The 20,971-nt window shown below is 56.2% G+C and carries 24 protein-coding genes and 1 tRNA gene; 16 read left to right on the top strand and 9 right to left on the bottom strand.

The genetic code is table 11. From position 1 onward, the window contains the following. Positions 1-95: 95 nt before the first annotated feature. Positions 96-1,073 (bottom strand): elongation factor P--(R)-beta-lysine ligase, encoded by a 978-nt coding sequence (gene epmA / locus CRO87_RS15085; protein WP_097163761.1) that lies wholly within the window; start codon positions 1,071-1,073, stop codon positions 96-98. A 314-nt stretch (positions 1,074-1,387) separates the two neighbouring features. On the opposite strand from epmA, the gene frdA reads away from it, so the two are divergent. The 5 genes from frdA to CRO87_RS15060 all read left to right on the top strand — a co-directional run bounded on the left by frdA (position 1,388) and on the right by CRO87_RS15060 (position 5,316). Further along, a complete protein-coding gene (gene frdA, locus CRO87_RS15080; protein ID WP_097163760.1) occupies positions 1,388-3,178 on the top strand; it encodes a fumarate reductase (quinol) flavoprotein subunit in 1,791 nt (596 codons plus the stop codon). Next, a complete protein-coding gene (locus CRO87_RS15075; protein WP_097163759.1) occupies positions 3,171-3,905 on the top strand; it encodes a succinate dehydrogenase/fumarate reductase iron-sulfur subunit in 735 nt (244 codons plus the stop codon). The genes frdA and CRO87_RS15075 overlap by 8 nt, the downstream gene beginning before the upstream one ends. 10 nt (positions 3,906-3,915) lie before the next feature. Continuing rightward, positions 3,916-4,311 (top strand): fumarate reductase subunit FrdC, encoded by a 396-nt coding sequence (gene frdC / locus CRO87_RS15070; protein WP_097163758.1) that lies wholly within the window; start codon positions 3,916-3,918, stop codon positions 4,309-4,311. 10 nt (positions 4,312-4,321) lie between these two features. Beyond that, positions 4,322-4,681: a fumarate reductase subunit FrdD gene (frdD, locus tag CRO87_RS15065; protein WP_097163757.1), complete on the top strand. Its 360-nt coding sequence runs from the start codon at positions 4,322-4,324 to the stop codon at positions 4,679-4,681. Between the two features lie 101 nt (positions 4,682-4,782). Further along, positions 4,783-5,316 (top strand): lipocalin family protein, encoded by a 534-nt coding sequence (locus tag CRO87_RS15060; protein ID WP_097163756.1) that lies wholly within the window; start codon positions 4,783-4,785, stop codon positions 5,314-5,316. Here CRO87_RS15060 and sugE read toward each other — a convergent pair. Next, positions 5,310-5,627 carry a quaternary ammonium compound efflux SMR transporter SugE gene (sugE, locus tag CRO87_RS15055; RefSeq protein WP_097163755.1) on the bottom strand — a complete coding sequence of 106 codons (318 nt, stop codon included), beginning with the start codon at positions 5,625-5,627 and terminating at the stop codon, positions 5,310-5,312. The two genes, CRO87_RS15060 and sugE, sit on opposite strands and share 7 nt — an antisense overlap. 254 nt (positions 5,628-5,881) lie before the next feature. Here sugE and CRO87_RS15050 point away from each other — a divergent pair, with 254 nt between their 5' ends. Further along, positions 5,882-6,463, top strand: a complete 582-nt coding sequence (locus CRO87_RS15050; protein ID WP_097163754.1) for a LuxR C-terminal-related transcriptional regulator — start codon at positions 5,882-5,884, stop codon at positions 6,461-6,463. Between the two features lie 31 nt (positions 6,464-6,494). Here CRO87_RS15050 and ecnB read toward each other — a convergent pair whose 3' ends face one another. The 3 genes from ecnB to efp form a co-directional block, all read right to left on the bottom strand. Then, a complete protein-coding gene (ecnB, locus tag CRO87_RS15045) occupies positions 6,495-6,641 on the bottom strand; it encodes a lipoprotein toxin entericidin B (RefSeq protein WP_097163753.1) in 147 nt (48 codons plus the stop codon). Positions 6,642-6,747: 106 nt separating this feature from the next. Further along, the gene (locus CRO87_RS15040; protein ID WP_097163752.1) at positions 6,748-6,885 is read right to left on the bottom strand and encodes an entericidin A/B family lipoprotein; all 138 of its coding nucleotides are present in this window, start codon (positions 6,883-6,885) and stop codon (positions 6,748-6,750) included. Positions 6,886-6,945: 60 nt separating this feature from the next. Further along, complete coding sequence (gene efp / locus CRO87_RS15035; protein WP_097163751.1) at positions 6,946-7,512, bottom strand: elongation factor P; 567 nt, start codon at positions 7,510-7,512, stop codon at positions 6,946-6,948. Positions 7,513-7,552: 40 nt separating this feature from the next. Here efp and epmB point away from each other — a divergent pair, with 40 nt between their 5' ends. Beyond that, on the top strand, positions 7,553-8,581 hold the full coding sequence (gene epmB / locus CRO87_RS15030) for an EF-P beta-lysylation protein EpmB (RefSeq protein WP_097163750.1): 1,029 nt from the start codon (positions 7,553-7,555) through the stop codon (positions 8,579-8,581). 71 nt (positions 8,582-8,652) lie between these two features. Here epmB and CRO87_RS15025 read toward each other — a convergent pair whose 3' ends face one another. The 3 genes from CRO87_RS15025 to CRO87_RS15015 form a co-directional block, all read right to left on the bottom strand. Beyond that, a complete protein-coding gene (locus CRO87_RS15025) occupies positions 8,653-9,006 on the bottom strand; it encodes a DUF4156 domain-containing protein (RefSeq protein WP_097163749.1) in 354 nt (117 codons plus the stop codon). A 246-nt stretch (positions 9,007-9,252) separates the two neighbouring features. Then, entirely contained in the window at positions 9,253-10,896 is a 1,644-nt protein-coding gene (gene groL / locus CRO87_RS15020; RefSeq protein WP_097163748.1) for a chaperonin GroEL, read from the bottom strand. A 40-nt stretch (positions 10,897-10,936) separates the two neighbouring features. Next, on the bottom strand, positions 10,937-11,230 hold the full coding sequence (locus CRO87_RS15015; protein ID WP_005120976.1) for a co-chaperone GroES: 294 nt from the start codon (positions 11,228-11,230) through the stop codon (positions 10,937-10,939). Between the two features lie 207 nt (positions 11,231-11,437). Here CRO87_RS15015 and yjeH point away from each other — a divergent pair, with 207 nt between their 5' ends. Continuing rightward, positions 11,438-12,676, top strand: coding sequence for an L-methionine/branched-chain amino acid transporter (gene yjeH, locus CRO87_RS15010; RefSeq protein WP_097163747.1), 1,239 nt, complete (start codon positions 11,438-11,440; stop codon positions 12,674-12,676). Positions 12,677-12,749: 73 nt separating this feature from the next. On the opposite strand, the gene CRO87_RS15005 is transcribed toward yjeH, so the two are convergent. After that, a complete protein-coding gene (locus tag CRO87_RS15005) occupies positions 12,750-13,226 on the bottom strand; it encodes an FxsA family protein (protein WP_097163746.1) in 477 nt (158 codons plus the stop codon). A gap of 335 nt (positions 13,227-13,561) precedes the next feature. Here CRO87_RS15005 and aspA point away from each other — a divergent pair, with 335 nt between their 5' ends. From aspA to cbpM, 8 genes are all read left to right on the top strand, one after another. Next, positions 13,562-14,998, top strand: a complete 1,437-nt coding sequence (gene aspA / locus CRO87_RS14995) for an aspartate ammonia-lyase (protein ID WP_097163745.1) — start codon at positions 13,562-13,564, stop codon at positions 14,996-14,998. A gap of 114 nt (positions 14,999-15,112) precedes the next feature. Continuing rightward, positions 15,113-16,414 carry an anaerobic C4-dicarboxylate transporter gene (locus tag CRO87_RS14990; protein ID WP_097163744.1) on the top strand — a complete coding sequence of 434 codons (1,302 nt, stop codon included), beginning with the start codon at positions 15,113-15,115 and terminating at the stop codon, positions 16,412-16,414. 96 nt (positions 16,415-16,510) lie between these two features. After that, complete coding sequence (gene cutA, locus CRO87_RS14985; protein WP_097163743.1) at positions 16,511-16,834, top strand: divalent cation tolerance protein CutA; 324 nt, start codon at positions 16,511-16,513, stop codon at positions 16,832-16,834. Then, a complete protein-coding gene (locus tag CRO87_RS14980; RefSeq protein WP_097163742.1) occupies positions 16,810-18,534 on the top strand; it encodes a protein-disulfide reductase DsbD in 1,725 nt (574 codons plus the stop codon). Before cutA ends, CRO87_RS14980 begins: the two co-directional genes overlap by 25 nt. 36 nt (positions 18,535-18,570) lie before the next feature. Continuing rightward, on the top strand, positions 18,571-19,146 hold the full coding sequence (locus CRO87_RS14975; RefSeq protein WP_097163741.1) for a transcriptional regulator: 576 nt from the start codon (positions 18,571-18,573) through the stop codon (positions 19,144-19,146). 125 nt (positions 19,147-19,271) lie between these two features. Then, positions 19,272-19,347: transfer RNA gene (locus CRO87_RS14970), tRNA-Phe, on the top strand. A gap of 311 nt (positions 19,348-19,658) precedes the next feature. Then, the gene (gene cbpA, locus CRO87_RS14965; RefSeq protein WP_097163740.1) at positions 19,659-20,588 is read left to right on the top strand and encodes a curved DNA-binding protein; all 930 of its coding nucleotides are present in this window, start codon (positions 19,659-19,661) and stop codon (positions 20,586-20,588) included. Then, positions 20,581-20,877, top strand: a complete 297-nt coding sequence (gene cbpM / locus CRO87_RS14960) for a chaperone modulator CbpM (RefSeq protein WP_097163739.1) — start codon at positions 20,581-20,583, stop codon at positions 20,875-20,877. Before cbpA ends, cbpM begins: the two co-directional genes overlap by 8 nt. Positions 20,878-20,971 lie beyond the last annotated feature (94 nt).

The following is a 20,971-nucleotide window of genomic DNA, read 5'->3' as shown; positions in this document are numbered from 1 at the left end:
AGTGCGGCCTGATGCTCTCTCCCCCAGCCCCTCTCCCACAGGGCGAGGGGTGAAAATACTAAAAAACCCTCTTGATGAGGGTTTTTGCAGTTTACCTAGGCCCGATCGACCGTGAAGGCAATCACGTCACTTATTTGCTCTGCGCCCAGCGCCAGCATGACCAGGCGATCCACACCCAACGCCACGCCGGAGCAATCCGGCAAACCTGCCTTCAGGGCTTCAAGAAGATTCACGTCAATCGGCTGCTGCGGTAAATCACGGGCGGCGCGCTTGCGGTTGTCCTGCTCAAAGCGCTGCTGCTGCTCGCGGGCATCGGTCAGTTCGTGGAAACCGTTCGCCAGCTCCATGCCTTTGTAATAAACCTCGAAACGCTCCGCGACACGGTGATCTTCAGTGCTGATCTGCGCCAAAGATGCCTGACTTGCCGGGAAGTGATAGACGAAGGTCGGGCGATCTTTGCCGATGTGCGGCTCCACGCCAAACGCGAACAGCATCTGCAGCAGGGTGTCGCGATCTTCTTCGGTATCGGCAATGTTGCTGAGATCGAGCTTCGCCGCCGCTTCGCGCAGCAGTGTTTTATCCGCTGACAGTGGATCGATTTCCAGATGGCGCTGGAACGCCTGCTGATAAGAGAGGCTTTCCGCGGGCTGGCACTCGAGCACCTGCTGCAGCAAATCATCCACTTCGTTGATCAGGCGATACATGTCGTAGTGCGGGCGATACCACTCCAGCATGGTGAATTCCGGGTTGTGGTGACGCCCCATCTCTTCGTTACGGAAGCTTCTGCACAGCTGGAATACCGGACCACAGCCTGCGGCGAGCAGCCGTTTCATATGGTATTCGGGGCTGGTCATCATGTAGAGATTGATTCCCTGAGAGTGGCCCGGGCCGACAAAACGCGTCTCAAACGGCACCAGATGAATATCGGTGACCGTCGCCTGACTCATGCACGGCGTTTCCACCTCCAGCACGCCGCGGTCGGTAAAGAAGCGGCGGATCTCCGCCATAATGGCCGCGCGTTTTAACAGGTTGGGGATGGAGGCGCTCGGCTGCCAGGTGGCCGTTTCGCTCATGGTAACTCTCTCCGAATACAAACAAAGGCCCGAAGTCTACCCGCAAGCGCAGCACGAGACAAATTTTGCCCGGCAAAATCCGCCGTTTCCGGGGGAAAGCCAATTCCGTGACGCAGTCCATCAATTTCGATGATAAATGCGCAGACGGATCAGCAAAAAAATCGAACGCGTCAAATTTCCCCCCAGATCATAAGGCTATACTGCGATACCCATAAAGGAGCAGTGGAAAACGCTTTCGTCACCCCTCACCCCAACCCGGTGAACTACCTTTAGTCAGGCGGGTGATGAAATAACAACAATTCTGGAGGAATGTCGTGCAAACCTTTCATGCCGATCTGGCCGTTATAGGCGCTGGCGGGGCGGGATTACGGGCTGCCATTGCCGCAGCACAGGCCAATCCCAATGCCAAAATCGCACTGATTTCAAAAGTCTATCCCATGCGTAGCCATACCGTTGCCGCAGAAGGCGGTTCAGCGGCGGTCGCACAGGATCATGACAGCTTTGAGTACCATTTTCACGATACCGTTGCCGGGGGTGACTGGCTCTGCGAGCAGGACGTCGTGGACTACTTCGTCCACCACTGCCCGACAGAAATGACCCAGCTTGAGCAATGGGGATGCCCATGGAGCCGCCGCGAAGACGGTTCCGTGAACGTGCGCCGCTTCGGCGGAATGAAAATCGAACGTACCTGGTTTGCCGCGGACAAAACCGGCTTCCATATGCTGCACACCCTCTTCCAGACTTCCCTGCAGTTCCCGCAAATTCAGCGCTTTGACGAACATTTCGTCCTCGACATTCTGGTGGACGACGGCCAGGCCCGCGGCCTGGTGGCGATGAATATGATGGAAGGCGAACTTATCCAGATCCGCGCCAACGCGGTGGTCATGGCGACCGGCGGCGCGGGCCGCGTGTATCGCTATAACACCAACGGCGGCATCGTTACCGGCGACGGTATGGGCATGGCGCTGAGCCACGGCGTACCGCTGCGCGATATGGAATTCGTCCAGTATCACCCAACCGGTCTGCCAGGTTCCGGCATCCTGATGACCGAAGGCTGCCGCGGCGAAGGCGGCATTCTGGTCAACAAAGACGGCTACCGCTATCTGCAGGACTACGGCATGGGCCCGGAAACCCCGCTCGGCGAGCCGAAAAACAAATACATGGAGCTTGGCCCACGCGACAAAGTCTCGCAGGCTTTCTGGCACGAGTGGCGCAAAGGCAACACCATCCCCACGCCGCGCGGCGATGTGGTGTACCTCGACCTGCGTCATCTGGGCGAGAAAAAGCTGCTCGAGCGTTTGCCGTTCATCTGTGAACTGGCGAAAGCCTACGTCGGCGTGGACCCGGTCAAAGAGCCGATTCCGGTCCGTCCAACCGCGCACTACACCATGGGCGGGATTGAAACCGATCAGCAGTGTGAGAGCCGCATCAAGGGGCTGTTTGCCGTCGGCGAATGCTCCTCTGTCGGCCTGCACGGAGCGAACCGCCTGGGTTCCAACTCGCTGGCTGAGCTCGTTGTCTTCGGTCGCATGGCGGGTGAACGCGCCATGGAGCGTGCGTCAACGGTCGGCGAAGCCAACGGCGCCGCGCTGGATGCCCAGGTCGCCGATGTCGAAAAACGCCTGAAGGCACTGGTGAACCAGGAAGGCAACGAAAACTGGGCGAAGATCCGTGACGAAATGGGTATGTCGATGGAAGAAGGCTGCGGCATTTACCGTACGCCGGAGCTGATGCAGAAAACCGTCGACAAGCTGGCGGAATTGCAGGAACGCTTCAAGCGCGTGCGCATCACCGACACCTCCAGCGTCTTCAACACCGATCTGCTGTACACCATCGAACTGGGCCACGGCCTGAACGTCGCCGAGTGTATGGCGCATTCTGCCCTTGCGCGTAAAGAGTCTCGCGGCGCACACCAGCGTCTCGACGAAGGCTGCACCGAGCGCGATGACGTTAACTTCCTCAAGCACACGCTGGCGTTCCGCGACGCCGATGGCACCACGCGTCTTGACTACAGCGACGTGAAAATCACCACGCTGCCGCCGGCAAAACGCGTGTACGGTGCCGAAGCGGAAACAGCCGAGAAGAAGGAGACGACCCATGGCTGAGATGAAAAACCTGAAAGTCGAGATCGTGCGCTACAACCCGGAAGTGGACACGGCCCCGCACAGCGCGTTTTATGAAGTCCCTTACGATGAGCAAACGTCGCTGCTGGACGCGCTCGGCTATATCAAAGATAACCTTGCGTCGGACCTGAGCTACCGCTGGTCCTGCCGCATGGCCATCTGCGGCTCCTGCGGCATGATGGTCAACAAGGTGCCGAAGCTCGCCTGTAAAACCTTCCTGCGCGAGTACGAGAACGGCCTGAAAGTTGAGGCGCTCGCTAACTTCCCGATTGAGCGCGATCTGGTGGTCGACATGACCCACTTTATCGAAAGTCTGGAAGCGATTAAGCCGTATATTATCGGCAACCCGCGCACGCCGGATCAGGGTCCGAACACGCAGACGCCTGCGCAGATGGCGAAGTACCATCAGTTCTCCGGCTGCATCAACTGTGGCCTGTGCTACGCCGCCTGCCCGCAGTTTGGCCTCAATAAGGAATTTATTGGCCCGGCAGCCATAACCCTGGCGCATCGCTACAACGAAGACAGCCGCGACCACGGCAAAAAGGAGCGCATGGCGCAACTGAACGGCAAGAATGGCGTCTGGAGCTGTACCTTTGTCGGCTACTGCTCGGAAGTCTGTCCGAAGCACGTCGACCCGGCCGCCGCCATTCAGCAGGGCAAAGTGGAAAGCTCGAAGGACTTTCTTATTGCGACCCTGAAACCACGCTAAGGAGTGCATCATGACGACAAAACGCAAACCCTACGTGCAGCCAATGACCTCCACGTGGTGGAAAAAACTGCCCTTCTACCGTTTCTACATGATTCGTGAAGGGACGGCGGTGCCCACGGTCTGGTTCAGCATCGTATTGATTTATGGCCTGTTCGCGCTGAAGCACGGCGCTGAATCCTGGGCCGGGTACGTCGGCTTTCTGCAAAACCCGATCGTGGTGATCCTCAATCTCATCACGCTCGCTGCCGCGCTGCTGCACACCAAAACCTGGTTCGAACTGGCACCAAAAGCGGCAAACGTGATTGTAAAAGGCGAAAAAATGGGGCCAGAGCCGGTTATCAAGGCGCTGTGGGCGGTGACGATTTTGGCCACCCTGGTTATCCTGTTTGTCGCACTGTTCTGGTAAGGAGACCGAGATGATCAATCCAAATCCAAAACGTTCAGATGAACCCGTCTTCTGGGGCCTGTTTGGCGCAGGCGGCATGTGGGGCGCGATTATTGCGCCAGTGATGGTGCTGCTGGTCGGCGTGCTACTGCCGCTTGGCCTGGCACCGCATGATGCCTTCAGCTACGAGCGCGTGCTGGCCTTTGCCCAGAGCTTTATTGGCCGCGCGTTCCTGTTCCTGATGATCGTCCTGCCGCTGTGGTGCGGCCTGCACCGTATCCACCACGCTATGCACGATCTGAAAATCCATGTGCCGAACGGCAAATGGGTGTTCTACGGCCTGGCAGCTATCCTGACCGTTATCACGCTGGTTGGGGTGATTTTCATCTAAACCTGAGATGCCCGGCACACGCCGGGCATATTTATTTCCGCGGCCCGCACATTTTTCTCGCACGGTTCTACACTTACAAAAAATCCTGCAAGGACATTGCCATGCGTCTGCTGCCCATCATTGCGACTGTTGCTGCTGCGTTTTTGGTTGTTGCCTGTAGTAATCCTGTGCCGCCGTCCGGCGTCACCGTCGTTTCCCCTTTTGATGCCAATCGTTACCTCGGCACCTGGTATGAAATTGCCCGCCTGGACCACAATTTTGAAAGCGGCCTGGAGAAAGTCACCGCCACCTACAGCTCGCGCAGCGACGGGGGCATCAACGTGCTGAATAAGGGCTGGAATCCCGACCGCGGGATGTGGCAGAAGACCGACGGTGTGGCTTATTTCACAGGATCGCCCGACAGGGCCGCGCTGAAAGTTTCGTTCTTCGGCCCGTTCTACGGTGGCTATAACGTCATGGCGGTCGATAAAGAGTACCGCCACGCGCTGGTCTGCGGGCCGGATCGCGACTACTTGTGGATCCTCGCCCGCACGCCAACCATCTCCCCGGAAATGAAGCAGCAGATGCTGGACATCGCGACCCGGCAGGGTTTCCCCGTGCAGAAGCTGATTTGGGTGAACCAGACCTATCAGTGAGCGCTGAGCTTCAGGCCGATAATGCCGCAGACAATCAGCGCGAGGCTAAAAATTCGCGCTGCGCTGGCGGATTCGCCCAGCAGCAGAATACCGGTGATGGCGGCACCGACTGCACCGATACCGGTCCAGATAGCGTAGGCCGTACCGACCGGCAGCGTTTTCATCGCCCATGACAGCAGCGCGATGCTGGCTATCATTGCCGTCGCCGTAATCACGCTCGGTACGAGGCGCGTAAAACCATGGGTGTATTTCAGGCCGACAGCCCAGACCACTTCAAGAAGACCGGCAACCACCAGAATTAACCAGGACATTTTTGACTCCGTATTGGGGTCGTCCCCGGCTTTTGAGATACGCTTGCGGGTCGTCCCACAAGGTGATGAAGAGACTCTATTCTAGCTTCCCGCCTCGGGGATGCAAGAAATTTAGATTAAGTCACTTTTCTACGCTGATAGGGTGAATTAGGCGCATTTAACTGCGGAGATCGCCTTTTTATCCGCAGGTAACCTTCTCTATGATGGCTTCATGGCGTCTTGCCCCACAACTATGAAGTACTCATCGACCCGGCATGTATAAAATCCTGATTATTGATCGCTGTTGCTTTACCCGCCTCGGGCTGGAGAAATGGCTACAGCAGGTCAATGGCGATCCCTCGTCGTTTTTAGTCACCCATCTGAACAGCCTGTTACTGGCGAAAGCCCACATTGAAAGCTGGATGCCGCATCTGGTTATTGCCGATTTCGCCGGCTTTCAGGACGATATTCAGCAATCACATTTTCTGCCCGCACTGCTCGCCACCTGTGAACAACGCTCGCGCCTGATACGCTTTCAGAGTGGGCCACTGGCGTTCAAAAATGTCGGGCGGGAGGTCGCAAAGAAAGCTTCGCTCGAGGATCTGGATAGTCACATCATGGCGGTCTTAAACAGCGGCCCCGTGATTCACCCGACACGCTCCGCCACGCCTCTGCTGACGCGTCAGGAAGAAAAAGTGTTATCGCTGTGGATGGAGGGTGCCAGCAATCAAGCCATTGCCAGCGAAATGCAGATTACGGGGAAAACAGTCTATACCTACAAGCGTAATATTCGCGTGAAGCTCAACGTTGAAAATCGCTTTTCGCCTTTTATTCCGACAGCCGAGTGCGTGGAATAGCGGTACGGCCAGCAAGCCGTACCGAACAGCTTTAGTTCTGGGCTTTGGTTGCTGCACCTGAAATAGCCTGACCCCCACTGGAAATGTCTTCGCCCATACCCTTCGTCGTATTACAGGCAGTCAGAGCCGAAGAAAGCACCAGGAGAGTAAAAAACGCAGCAATGGTCTTCTTAATCATGATGTCATCCTTTTATTGCCAGAGAATAATTGTGTTGTAGCAACATAAGCATAGACAAGATCCCCGCGTATGGACGGAAAGGATCGACTTTTAAGACGATGGGAAATTATTTGCTGGCAGCGTGGGAGATTGAGTTGCCAAGATGTTCGACATCCTGACCAAAGCCGTGAAAGGTATTACAGCCGGAAAGCAGTACACTGCTGAACAGCAGCGCAAAGAAGAGTTTGAATAAACGGTTCATCATCCCTGCCCTTAAAGAAAAAACGGCACAGCATTATTGCCGTGCCGAATTTTATAGCATGAATTACTTCACGCGAGAAACGTATTCGCCAGAGCGGGTGTCAACTTTGATCACTTCGCCAATCTGCACGAACAGTGGAACTTTAACCACAGCGCCGGTGCTCAGGGTCGCTGGCTTGCCGCCGGTACCTGCGGTATCGCCTTTCAGGCCTGGATCGGTTTCAACGATTTCCAGCTCAACGAAGTTCGGTGGGGTGACGGCGATTGGGCGACCGTCCCACAGGGTCACGATGCACTCAGCCTGATCCAGCAGCCATTTGGCGTTGTCGCCGACGGCTTTCTCATCGGCAGCCAGCTGCTCGAAGGTTTCGTTGTTCATGAAGTGATAGAACTCACCGTCGTTGTAGAGGTAAGTCAGGTTCATGTCCACTACGTCTGCGCCTTCGGCGGAGTCGGTGGATTTGAAGGTTTTCTCAACGCGAGTACCGGTCAGCAGACGGCGCAGCTTAACGCGTGCGAACGCCTGGCCTTTGCCTGGTTTTACGAACTCGCTGGCTTCAACCGAGTACGGTTCGCCATCCATCATGATTTTAAGACCGGCACGGAAATCGTTGCTAGAATAAGTCGCCATAAGGCCCTCTAAATTTGTTAACTGGTAGCTAAGCCACAAAATGGCGCATATTGTAACCCTAAACACCCCATCCAGAGAAGATTGGTTATCGCAACTTGCCGATGTAATCACCGATCCCGATGAGCTGCTGCGTCTCTTAAATGTAGACGCTGATGAAAATTTGTCCGCTGGACGCGAAGCGAAGCGTTTATTCCCCCTGCGCGTGCCGAGAGCATTTGCCGCTCGCATGGAGAAAGGCAACCCGAACGATCCCTTGCTGCTGCAGGTGCTGACTTCACAGCAGGAGTTTGTTGCCGCTCCCGGTTTCAGCACCGACCCACTGGAAGAACAGCACAGCGTGGTGCCCGGCCTGCTGCACAAATACCGCAACCGTGCCCTGCTGCTGGTGAAAGGTGGCTGTGCGGTCAACTGCCGCTACTGCTTCCGCCGCCATTTCCCTTACGCCGATAATCAGGGCAACAAACGCAACTGGCAGGCGGCGCTGGATTACATCAGCGCTCACCCGGAACTGGATGAGATTATCTTCTCCGGCGGTGATCCGCTGATGGCGAAAGACCATGAATTGACCTGGCTACTCGACGCGCTGGAGGCCATTCCGCACATCAAACGCCTGCGTATCCACAGCCGCCTGCCGATTGTTATTCCGGCGCGCATTACGGATGTGCTGACGGAGCGTTTTACACGCTCTTCATTGCAAATCCTGCTGGTGAATCACATCAATCATGCCCAGGAAATTGATGATGAATTCCGCCAGGCAATGCGCAAACTGAAAACGGCTGGCGTAACGCTGCTGAACCAGAGCGTGCTGCTGCGAGGGGTGAACGACAATGCGCAGACGTTAGCCAACCTCAGCAATGCCCTGTTTGATGCTGGTGTGATGCCTTACTACCTGCACGTGCTCGATAAAGTGCAGGGCGCGGCGCATTTCATGGTGAGCGATGATGAAGCCAGAGCCATTGTGCGCGAGTTGCTGACGCTGGTTTCAGGCTATATGGTTCCCAAACTGGCCCGCGAAATTGGCGGCGAGCCGAGCAAAACGCCGCTGGATTTGCAGCTGCGGCAGAGCTGATGTCAGTGTACCGCAGATAACAAAACGCCCTCACAATGGAGGGCGTCATTATCACGATCGAGCGAAGTCACTCAGTTCGGGCATTTATAAACCTGGCCGATCATTTCGCTGTCGGTCGGAACGAAGCTGGACAGCATTCCCTGAGTCGGGCTGCTGACGCCGTAAATCACGTTGCCGCCCATGGCTGCCGCCTGGTTGCGCAGTGCGTTCGCCGCTCCGCGCATTGAACCGCCCTCTTCACCCTGCTGACCAGAGAGCCAGTTGCTCTGCTTGCCCGTTGCGGTGCCGACCAGCTGGCATTCAGTGCCCGGCTTATCTTCAACAAAGCGAACATTCTGCCCGCCCGCGGTCAGTTCATTACTGGAACTGCAGCCTGCCAGTACTAAAGCGGCACCGACGATCCCTGCACAGACTTTTACGCGCATGTTATTCCTCGTTATTAATGGGCTGGACACGACTTGTCCGTTTGAACGTTATACTAAAAAGATGACCAAAAGAAAAACCCCCGTGGCATGTTCTGCCACAGGGGTTTATTAATACATAACGTTTCCCTAAATCATTCTGGTTGCAGGAAGGCGGAAAGTTCGTGAATCCCCAGGAGCTTACTCAAGTAAGTGACTGGGGTGAGCGAACGCATCCAACGCGACTGCAGCCTGAAGGATGACGGGAAATTACATCATGCCGCCCATGCCACCCATACCACCCATACCGGCTGCGCCTAAGTCAGGTGCGTCGCCTTTTGGCAGGTCGGTAACCATGCACTCGGTGGTGATCATCAGACCAGCAACAGAGGCCGCATACTGCAGTGCAGAACGGGTCACTTTGGTTGGATCCAGGATACCCATGTCGATCATGTTGCCATACTCTTCGGTAGAAGCGTTGTAACCGTAGTTACCTTCACCGGCTTTAACGGTGTTAGCAACAACAGACGGCTCTTCACCGCAGTTCAGCACGATCTGACGCAGAGGCGCTTCCATCGCACGCAGGGCAACTTTGATACCCACGTTCTGATCTTCGTTCACGCCACGCAGGTCGCTAAGCTTGGAAGCTGCACGGATCAGCGCAACGCCGCCGCCTGCTACCACGCCTTCTTCGACCGCAGCACGGGTCGCGTGCAGGGCATCGTCAACGCGCGCTTTCTTCTCTTTCATTTCAACTTCAGTCGCCGCGCCAACTTTGATAACGGCTACGCCGCCAGCCAGTTTAGCAACGCGTTCCTGCAGTTTTTCACGGTCGTAGTCAGAAGTTGCTTCTTCGATCTGCTTACGGATCTGAGTCACACGACCCTGGATCGCCGCTTCTTCACCCACGCCATCGATGATGGTGGTGGTGTCTTTGTTGATCAGAACACGTTTCGCCTGACCCAGGTCTTCCAGCGTCGCTTTTTCCAGCTCCATACCGATCTCTTCAGAGATAACGGTACCACCGGTCAGAGTGGCGATGTCCTGCAGCATCGCTTTACGACGGTCGCCGAAGCCAGGTGCTTTAACCGCAGCCACTTTCACGATGCCGCGCATGGTGTTAACAACCAGAGTCGCCAGCGCTTCGCCTTCAACGTCTTCCGCGATGATAACCAGCGGCTTGCCTGCTTTCGCCACGGCTTCCAGAACTGGCAGCATTTCACGGATGTTAGAAATTTTCTTATCAGCCAGCAGGATGAACGGGCTTTCCAGCTCAACTGCACCGGTTTCCGGCTTGTTGATGAAGTACGGAGACAGGTAGCCGCGGTCAAACTGCATACCTTCAACCACGTCCAGTTCGTCTTCCAGACCGGTACCGTCTTCAACGGTGATCACGCCTTCTTTACCGACTTTATCCATCGCTTCAGCGATCAGTTTACCTACGGTTTCGTCGGAGTTAGCGGAGATAGTACCAACCTGTGCAATCGCTTTGGTGTCAGAGCATGGCACGGACAGGGTTTTCAGTTCTTCAACGGCCGCAGCGACAGCTTTGTCGATACCGCGCTTCAGATCCATTGGGTTCATGCCTGCCGCAACGGCTTTCAGACCTTCAGTGATGATCGCCTGAGCCAGTACGGTTGCAGTGGTGGTGCCGTCGCCCGCTGCGTCGTTCGCTTTGGAGGCCACTTCTTTCACCATCTGTGCGCCCATGTTCTCGAACTTGTCTTCCAGCTCGATTTCACGCGCTACGGATACGCCATCTTTGGTGATGGTCGGTGCACCGAAAGATTTATCCAGAACCACGTTACGGCCTTTCGGGCCCAGGGTCACTTTCACTGCATCTGCCAGTACGTTTACGCCGCGCAGCATTTTCACACGGGCGTCGTTACCGAATTTTACGTCTTTAGCTGCCATTGTTCTTTCCCTTAAATTCGTTTGTCAGTGTGCGAATGGATTACGCTTCAACAATTGCCAGGATGTCGCTTTCGGACATGATCAGCACTTCTTCGTTGTCGATTTTCTCGGACTTCACGCCGTAGCCGTCGTTGAAGATCACGATGTCGCCCACTTTAACGTCCAGCGGCTGCACGGAGCCGTTATCCAGGATGCGGCCTTTACCGACAGCGATGATTTCGCCACGAGTTGATTTGCCTGCTGCGCTTCCGGTCAGCACGATGCCGCCCGCAGATTTGGATTCAACTTCTTTACGTTTGACGATCACACGATCATGTAACGGACGAATACTCATTGATAGCTCTCCTTTGAGAAAGTCTTTATCAGTTATGGTGACGCCGGGCCGCGGTCGGTTTTCCGGCTAGTGACCAGAGAGATGGGGGTGGGGGCAAACCCCTTCAAGGGGCAAAATCAAAAAAAATTTTGAAATGGGCATTCGTCACAAAAGGTCGCCAACAACATCAATGCTACGATGATCGCTTTTGTGCAACAGGGTGAGGCGATGAGCGGTTTAAAACAGGAGCTGGGGCTGGCGCAGGGGGTAGGTTTATTGTCCACCTCGCTGCTGGGCACCGGCGTTTTTGCGGTTCCGGCGCTGGCCGCGCTGGTCGCGGGCGACAACAGCCTGTGGGCATGGCCCGTACTGATTCTTCTGGTGTTCCCGATAGCCATCGTCTTTGCGCTGCTGGGCCGCCATTATCCGAGCGCGGGCGGCGTGGCGCATTTCGTCGGCATGGCGTTTGGCCCTCGCCTGGAACGCGTCACCGGCTGGCTGTTTCTCTCGGTGATCCCGGTGGGTTTGCCTGCGGCGCTGCATATTGCCACCGGGTTCACTCAGGCGCTGTTTGGCTGGCACGACGAGCAGTTGCTGCTGGCAGAGCTCGGCACGCTGGCAATCGTCTGGTGGGTTGGCTCTCGCGGCGCCAGCACCAGCGCCAACCTGCAAACCCTTGTCGCTCTTCTTATCGTCGGGCTGATCGTCGTGCTTTGGTGGGCCGGCGGCATCACCCTTTCGGCGATCCCTTTCCCGCCGGTCGCAGAGGTTGACAGCTCACAGCTTTTCGCCGCGCTGTCGGTGATGTTCTGGTGTTTCGTCGGGCTGGAAGCCTTCGCACACATGGCCTCTGAGTTTAAACAGCCGGAGCGCGACTTTCCGCGTGCCCTTATGATTGGCCTGATGCTTGCCGGGGCAGTGTATTGGGCCTGTACCGTGCTGGTGCTGCATTTCCACGCCTTCGGCGCAGAGAAAGCCGCAGCGGCGTCGCTGCCTGAAATCGTCGTGATGCTGTTTGGCGTGAAGGCGCTGTGGGCGGCAAGCGTGGTGGGCTTTCTGGCCTGCTTCGCGAGCCTTAATATCTATATTCAAAGCTTCGCCCGCCTGGTGTGGTCCCAGGCGCAGTATCGTCCGCACGGTCGTCTGGCTCAGCTCACGGGCAGACAGATTCCGCTCAACGCGCTGAATGCGGTACTCGGCTGCTGCGTACTGAGCACGCTCTGTATTTATGCACTGAATATCAATCTCGAGGCGCTCATCATCTACGCCAACGGCATTTTCATTATGATCTATCTGCTGTGCATGCTGGCGGGCTGCCGGTTACTAAAAGGTCGCTTCAGGGCGCTGGCGATAGTGGGCGGAATATTGTGCCTGTTGCTGTTGGCAATGATCGGAGTGAAAAGCCTGTATGCCATCGTGATGCTGGCAGCACTGTGGCTATTTTTGCCTGAGCGGAAGAACAGCTGATGGTCGGATGCGGCCTATAAATGACCGCATAACTTCACGGGCCCGGCAAGCGGAGCGCCACCGGGCTGCAAGATTAATCGTGACGATTGTCTTTATCTTCTAAACGCTCAGGCCGTTCATCCTTACGCTGATACTCCCCTTCAAAGGTATCGCCGCCGACATCAGGCGAGGTGAAACCACCGCCCGGCGTGCGCGCAAAGCGCAGGTGCGGCATCAGCTTCAGCGTCAGGTGCTTTTGCACCGGCGGCAACAGCAGAAGCAGGCCGAGGAAATCGGTGAAGAAGCCTGGGATCACCAGCAGCAGGCCGGAAATAATCAGCGACACGCTCTTAATCATCTCTGCCGCCGGGCTTTCACCCGCCTGCATTTTCTGCTGCATCAGCAGGAAGTTTTTGAAGCCCTGATTACGAATCAGCGACATCCCGATTACCGAGGTGAAAATCACCAGCATCAGCGTCAGGAAGACGCCCAGCACGTGCGCAACCTGAATAAAAATCGAGATCTCGATGTAAACGTATAAAAAGATGGCAATGAGCGGTATCCAGCGCACTGGTTTCTCCTGTTGAAAACCGCCGCTCGTGGCGACGGTTTGAATGAGTTTGCGATTCGCGTGTTCAGGAGATGGAGGCTATTTCACCGTTTTCAATCCACCACATCACGCTTTTTTCCCGCACGGTTTTTGCGGTGATTCATTTCACAGATTAATAAATCTAATTCCTGTGGGCACATTTTAAGTGATCCAGATTACGGCAATTCGCTATGATCAGCATATGATCGTGGGCATCGGGCCGATTAAGGAAATTATCGTCGGTCAAAAAACACACATGACCTTACTCATCCTGTGTGTACGGTGAAATCATTGGCAGATTAATCAAGAAGGTTCACATGTTAAACAACATTCGTATCGAAGAAGACTTGTTGGGTACCAGGGAAGTTCCAGCGGACGCGTATTACGGTGTCCACACTCTGAGAGCGATTGAAAACTTCTACATCAGCAACAGCAAAATCAGCGACATTCCGGAATTCGTTCGCGGGATGGTGATGGTGAAGAAGGCCGCTGCGATGGCGAACAAAGAGCTGCACACCATTCCAAAAGGTGTCGCTAACGCCATTATCGCCGCATGTGATGAAGTCCTGAATAACGGCAAATGCATGGATCAGTTCCCGGTTGACGTCTATCAGGGCGGCGCGGGCACCTCCGTGAACATGAACACCAACGAAGTGCTGGCCAATATTGGCCTCGAGCTGATGGGCCATCAGAAGGGTGAATATCAGTATCTGAACCCGAACGATCACGTCAACAAATGCCAGTCCACCAACGACGCCTACCCAACCGGTTTCCGCATCGCGGTATACGCTTCCGTGGTAAAACTGATTGATGCCATCAATCAGTTAGGCGACGGCTTCCAGCGCAAAGCGGTCGAATTCCAGGACATCCTGAAGATGGGCCGCACCCAGCTGCAGGACGCGGTGCCAATGACCCTCGGTCAGGAATTCCATGCCTTCAACGTGCTGCTGAACGAAGAGACGAAAAACCTGCTGCGCACCTCTGAACTGCTGCTGGAAGTGAACCTCGGCGCGACGGCCATCGGTACTCGCCTGAATACCCCGGACGGCTATCAGCAACTGGCGGTACAGAAGCTGGCGGAAGTCTCCAACATGCCGGTGGTGCCTGCCGAAGACCTGATCGAAGCCACCTCCGACTGCGGCGCGTATGTGATGGTTCACAGTGCCCTGAAGCGCCTGGCGGTGAAGCTGTCGAAAATCTGTAACGACCTGCGCCTGCTCTCTTCCGGCCCGCGCGCTGGCCTGAACGAAATCAACCTGCCGGAGCTGCAGGCGGGTTCTTCTATCATGCCAGCCAAGGTGAACCCGGTTGTACCGGAAGTCGTCAACCAGGTGTGCTTCAAGGTTATCGGCAACGATACGACCGTCACCATGGCCTCCGAAGCGGGTCAGCTGCAGCTGAACGTGATGGAGCCAGTGATTGGCCAGGCGATGTTTGAATCCATCCACATCCTGACCAACGCCTGCTACAACCTGCTGGAAAAATGCATCAACGGCGTGACCGCCAACAAAGAAGTGTGTGAGAGCTATGTCTACAACTCCATCGGCATCGTCACCTACCTCAACCCGTTCATTGGCCACCACAACGGCGATATCGTCGGCAAAATTTGTGCGGAAACCGGCAAGAGCGTGCGTGAAGTAGTGCTGGAGCGCGGCCTGCTGACCGAAGCAGAGCTGGATGATATCTTCTCGCCACAGAACCTGATGCACCCGGCCTACAAAGCTAAGCGTTTTACCGATGAAAGCGAACAGTAATAATTCAGGTTAAAATCAGGCAAGGCACGTCGGCTGACGTGCCTTTTTTCTTTTCTGGAACATCAAAAAAATAACATTTAAGTATCCAACATCTAACAATCAAGGGAAGCGATCATGATAGTCATCGAACTTATCATTGTATTAGCGGCGATCTTTCTTGGCGCCAGGCTGGGAGGAATTGGTATAGGCTATGCGGGTGGCCTGGGCGTACTGGTTCTTGCCGCGATTGGCGTGGAGCCTGGCAAAATTCCATTCGACGTCATCTCCATCATCATGGCAGTGATTGCGGCGATCTCCGCGATGCAGATCGCCGGTGGTCTTGACTACCTGGTCAACCAAACGGAAAAGCTGCTGCGCCGTAACCCGAAATACATCACCATTCTGGCCCCGATCGTTACCTACTTCCTGACCATTTTTGCGGGTACCGGCAACATCTCGCTGGCCACGCTGCCGGTTATCGCTGAAGTGGCGAAAGAGCAAGGCGTCAAACCTTGCCGTCCGCTCTCCACCGCCGTTGTCTCCGCGCAGATTGCGATTACCGCTTCCCCGATTTCCGCTGCCGTGGTGTATATGTCCTCCGTTATGGAAGGCCACGGCGTCAGCTACATTCATCTGCTTTCGGTAGTGATTCCATCCACGCTGATGGCGGTGCTGCTGATGTCCTTCCTCGTCACAATGCTGTTTAACTCAAAGCTCTCTGACGATCCGGTGTACCTGAAGCGTCTGGAAGAAGGGCTGATTGAGCTGCGCGGTGAACGCCAGATGGAGATCAAACCGAAAGCAAAACTGTCGGTGTTTCTGTTCCTGCTGGGCGTGGTGTGCGTGGTGGCCTATGCCATCATTAACAGCCCCAGCCTCGGTCTGGTCGCCAAACCGCTGATGAACACCACCAACGCGATTCTGATCATCATGCTGAGCGTTGCCACCCTGACGACGATTATCTGCAAGGTCGAAACCGACAGCATTCTGAGCTCCAGCACCTTTAAGGCCGGGATGAGCGCCTGTATCTGTATTCTCGGCGTGGCCTGGCTCGGCGACACTTTCGTTTCCCACAATATCGACTGGATCAAAGAGACGGCGGGCAGCGTGATTCAGGGCCATCCGTGGCTGCTGGCGGTGATCTTCTTCTTCGCCTCCGCCCTGCTCTACTCCCAGGCGGCAACGGCGAAAGCCCTTATGCCAATGGCGCTGGCGCTGAACGTCTCCCCGCTGACCGCCGTGGCTTCGTTTGCTGCCGTATCGGGCCTGTTTATTCTGCCGACCTACCCGACGCTGGTTGCGGCGGTGCAGATGGACGACACCGGCACCACGCGCATTGGCCGCTTTGTGTTTAACCATCCGTTCTTCATTCCAGGCACCATGGGCGTGATTTTCTCAGTCTGCTTCGGTTTCCTGCTCGGCAGTTTTATTCTGTAAAATTACTTAAAGTCGGGCCGCTCAGCGGCCCGCGTCGTTCATGTCTCCTCCCCGCATCGTGCTATAGTGCCTTTTTTCGCCGATACGAGGTTGCCGATGACCCAGCCAGAAGCCGTTGTTGTTCTCTGTACCGCCCCGGACGAAGCCACTGCCCAGGATTTAGCGGCCAAAGTGCTGGCAGAGAAACTCGCCGCCTGCGTGACGCTGCTGCCCGGCGCGACCTCTCTCTATTACTGGGAAGGCAAGCTGGAGCAGGAGTATGAAGTGCAGATGCTGCTGAAATCTGACACCGCTCATCAGCAGACGCTGCTGGACTGCCTGAAGGCTCACCACCCGTATCAGACCCCGGAACTGCTGGTTTTACCCGTTTCTCACGGAGACAACGATTACCTCTCATGGCTCAACGCATCCTTACGCTGATCCTGCTGCTGTGCAGCACATCGGCCTTCGCCGGGTTGTTTGACGCCCCCGGCCGCTCAAACTTTATTTCTGCCGACCAGGCTTTCGCCTTCGATTTTCAGCAGAACGCGCACGACCTGAATCTGAGCTGGCAGATAAAAGATGGCTACTACCTGTATCGTAAGCAGGTGAGCATCACTCCCGCTCAGGCTTCCGTGTCGCCATTATTGATGCCAAAAGGCGAATGGCATGAAGATGAATTCTTTGGCAAAAGCGAAATTTATCGCCATCAGCTGACGCTGCCCCTCACGGTTGAACAGGCCAGTAAAGGCGCCACGCTGACGGTGACCTATCAGGGCTGCGCCGAGGCCGGTTTCTGCTACCCGCCTGAAACCAAAGTGGTGCCGCTGAGCGCGGTGACGGCTTCCCCTCAGTCCACCGAAGCATCACCTGCTGTTCCCCCTCTCCCCTCTGGGGAGAGGGCCGGGGTGAGGGGAGAAACCAACACCGAACTCCCCTTCTCCGCTCTCTGGGCGCTGCTGATCGGTATCGGCATCGCCTTCACGCCCTGCGTGCTGCCGATGTACCCACTCATCTCCGGCATTGTCCTCGGCGGCCAAAAGCGCCTGTCTACAGGGCGCGCGCTGCTGTTGGCATTTATCTACGTTCAGGGTATGGCACTGACCTACACGACACTGGGCCTCGTGGTCGCTGCGGCAGGTATGAAGTTCCAGGCAGCGCTCCAGCACCCTTACGTGCTGATTGGCCTCTCTGCGGTCTTTATTCTGCTGGCGCTCTCCATGTTTGGCCTGTTCAGCCTGCAGCTACCGTCATCGCTGCAAACCCGCCTGACGCTGATGAGTAATCGTCAGCAAGGCGGCTCCGCAGGCGGCGTGTTCGCCATGGGTGCCATCGCCGGGCTGATTTGCTCGCCCTGCACTACCGCGCCGCTGAGCGCCATTCTGCTATACATCGCCCAGAGCGGTAACCTGTGGCTCGGGGGCGGCACGCTCTATTTGTACGCACTCGGTATGGGCCTGCCGCTGATTTTGGTCACCGTCTTTGGCAACCGCCTGCTGCCGAAAAGCGGCCCGTGGATGGCGCAGGTCAAAATTGCCTTCGGGTTTGTCATTCTGGCGCTCCCCGTATTCTTACTGGAACGCATCATCGGTGACGTCTGGGGCTTACGCCTGTGGTCGATGCTCGGCGTCGCCTTCTTCGGCTGGGCCTTTATCACCAGCCTTTCGGCGAGCAAACCCTGGCTGCGGATGATGCAGATTATCCTGCTGGCCGCCGCGCTTATCAGCGCTCGTCCGTTGCAGGACTGGGCATTTGGCACCACGCAAACGCAGCAGCAGGCACACCTGAATTTCACGCGCATCAGCAATGTGGATGAACTCAATCAGGCGCTCATCGCGGCCAAAGGTAAACCGGTGATGCTCGATTTCTACGCAGACTGGTGCGTGGCCTGTAAAGAGTTTGAGAAATACACCTTTAGCGATCCGCAGGTGCAGCAGGCGTTAAAAGGCAGCGTTTTGCTTCAGGCCGACGTGACGCGTAACACAGCCCAGGATGCTGCTCTGCTAAAACAGTTGCACGTTCCGGGTCTGCCGACCATTCTGTTTTTTGATACCGCAGGTAAAGAGATCCCAGCCATGCGGGTTGCCGGATTTATGGATGCCGCCGCGTTTCATGCGCATTTGCAGAAACTGGCCCGGTAAACGACACTTTTAAAGGGATAAACGGAGGATAAAGCCGTGCAACGCGAAGACGTATTGGGGAAAGCCCTGCAATTACTTGAGATTAAAGGGATTGCCGACACAACGCTGGACATGGTGGCCGAAGAGGCCTGCATGCCGCTCGACGACCTGAAGCGCTTCTGGCCCGACAAAGAAGCGCTGCTGTATGACGTGCTGCGCTATCTCAGCCAGCAAGTCGATATCTGGCGTCGCCAGCTGATCCTCAATGAGGAGCTGAGCCACGAGCAAAAAATACTGGCCCGCTACGGCGCGCTGACCGAATGCGTCAGCAATAACCGCTACCCTGGCTGCCTGTTTATCGCAGCCTGTACGTTCTACCCGGACCCGGAGCACCCGATTCACCAGCTCGCGGATCTGCAGAAACGTGCCGCGCATGAGTTCACTCATGAGCTGCTGTCAAAGCTTGAAGTGGATGACCCGACGATGGTCGCAAGGCAAATGGAGCTGGTGCTGGAGGGCTGTCTGAGCCGCCTGCTGGTCAAACGCAGCCAGCAGGACGTCGACACCGCGCAGCGGCTGGCAGAGGATATTTTACGCTTCGCCCGTTGCCGTTCAGGTGGCGCACTCACCTGATTTCACGCTGACCGTCGCGAATAGCAGCCAATTTGCGCAAATTGCCGCAAACTTAAGCAAACGCGCCGGTTTTCGGTGATTTGGGTTGACGGGCTTCCCCCGATTAGGGTTTAATACGCCCCGTTGCCCGGATAGCTCAGTCGGTAGAGCAGGGGATTGAAAATCCCCGTGTCCTTGGTTCGATTCCGAGTCCGGGCACCACTATTTAGAGAAACCAGCCTACGGGCTGGTTTTTTGCTTTTGGCGTTTGGACTCTGCATCGAACGGGTTCGATGATTCGCCGCAAAGCGGCTCACCCCTTCGGGGCCAACGCGACGAGCGCGTTGTTCAAACTCCTTCGGCGTTAGTCCGAGTCCGGGCACCACTAATTTAAAGAAACCAGCCTACGGGCTGGTTTTTTACTTTTGTACTCCCCCATTTCCCCTCCCCCTTCCACAGGCGTATCCTACACTTACAACGTCAAGTTCTTCAGGGAACCTGCTCTGTTTGTGTCATTTACAAGAGATAATGCCATGGAATTAAAGGATTATTACGCCATCATGGGCGTGAAGCCGACGGACGATCTCAAGACCATCAAGACCGCCTACCGCCGCCTCGCCCGCAAATATCACCCTGACGTCAGCAAAGAGCCCGATGCCGAAGCGCGCTTTAAAGAAGTGGCTGAAGCCTGGGAAGTACTGAACGATGAACAGCGCCGCGCCGAGTACGATGCCATGTGGGCGCACCGCAACGATCCGCAGTTCCGCCAGCAGCCACATTCCGGCGGTCAGCAGCAGGGCTACAGCCAGGAAGATTTCGACGACATCTTCTCTTCTATATTTGGCCAGCGCGCTCAGCAGTCGCATCAGCGTCATTCGGCGCGTGGTCACGACGTGGAAATTGAAGTTGCCGTGTTCCTTGAGGAAACGCTCGAAGCCCACACGCGCCCCATCAGCTATAAACTGCCGGTGTACAACGTGTTTGGCATTGTCGAACAGGAAATCCCCAAAACGCTCAACGTCAAAATTCCGGCAGGCGTCGGCGACGGGCAGCGCATTCGCCTGAAAGGCCAGGGCACGCCGGGCGATAACGGCGGGCCTGCGGGCGACCTGTGGCTTATCATCCGCATCGCGCCGCATCCGCTGTTTGATATCGTCGGCCACAATCTGGAAATCGTGCTGCCACTTGCGCCGTGGGAAGCCGCGCTGGGGGCGAAAGTCACGGTACCGACGCTCAAAGACTCCATTCTGCTGACTATTCCGCCGGGCAGCCAGGCCGGGCAACGGCTGCGCATTAAAGGCAAAGGCCTGGTGAACAAACAGCACACCGGCGATCTGTTCGCGGTGATTAAAATCGTGATGCCACCAAAAGCGGATGAGAAAACCGCCGCGCTGTGGCAACGGCTGGCAGAGGCCCAATCCACCTTTGAGCCGCGCCAGCAGTGGGGTAAAAATCATGGCTAATGTGACCATTACTTTCACCGTAACGGAGTTTTGTCTGCATACCGGCGTCTCCAGAGAGGAGCTCGACGAAATCGTCGGGCTGGGCGTCATTGAACCTGATACGGGTGCCGACAAGGGCTGGCAGTTTGACGACCGTGCCGTGACCGTCGTGCATCGTGCGCTCCGCCTGCGCCGTGAACTGGCGCTCGACTGGCCGGGCATCGCCGTGACGCTGACCCTGCTGGATGAAAACGAACGCCTCAGGCAGGAGAACCGCCTGCTCCTCCAGCGGCTCGAGCGCTATCTGTAGCAGACACCCTTTGACACAAAGCCAGCCTGCGGGCTGGCCCCTTTTCGCCACCCTTCCCTTATACTTGCCCTATTCCTTTGCTGACGACGCATTC

Source organism: Enterobacter sp. CC120223-11 (assembly GCF_900215375.1).
Classification (GTDB): domain Bacteria; phylum Pseudomonadota; class Gammaproteobacteria; order Enterobacterales; family Enterobacteriaceae; genus Scandinavium.
The sequence above is the reverse complement of the archived record's forward strand: the minus strand, read 5'-3'. Positions and strand labels throughout refer to the sequence as shown.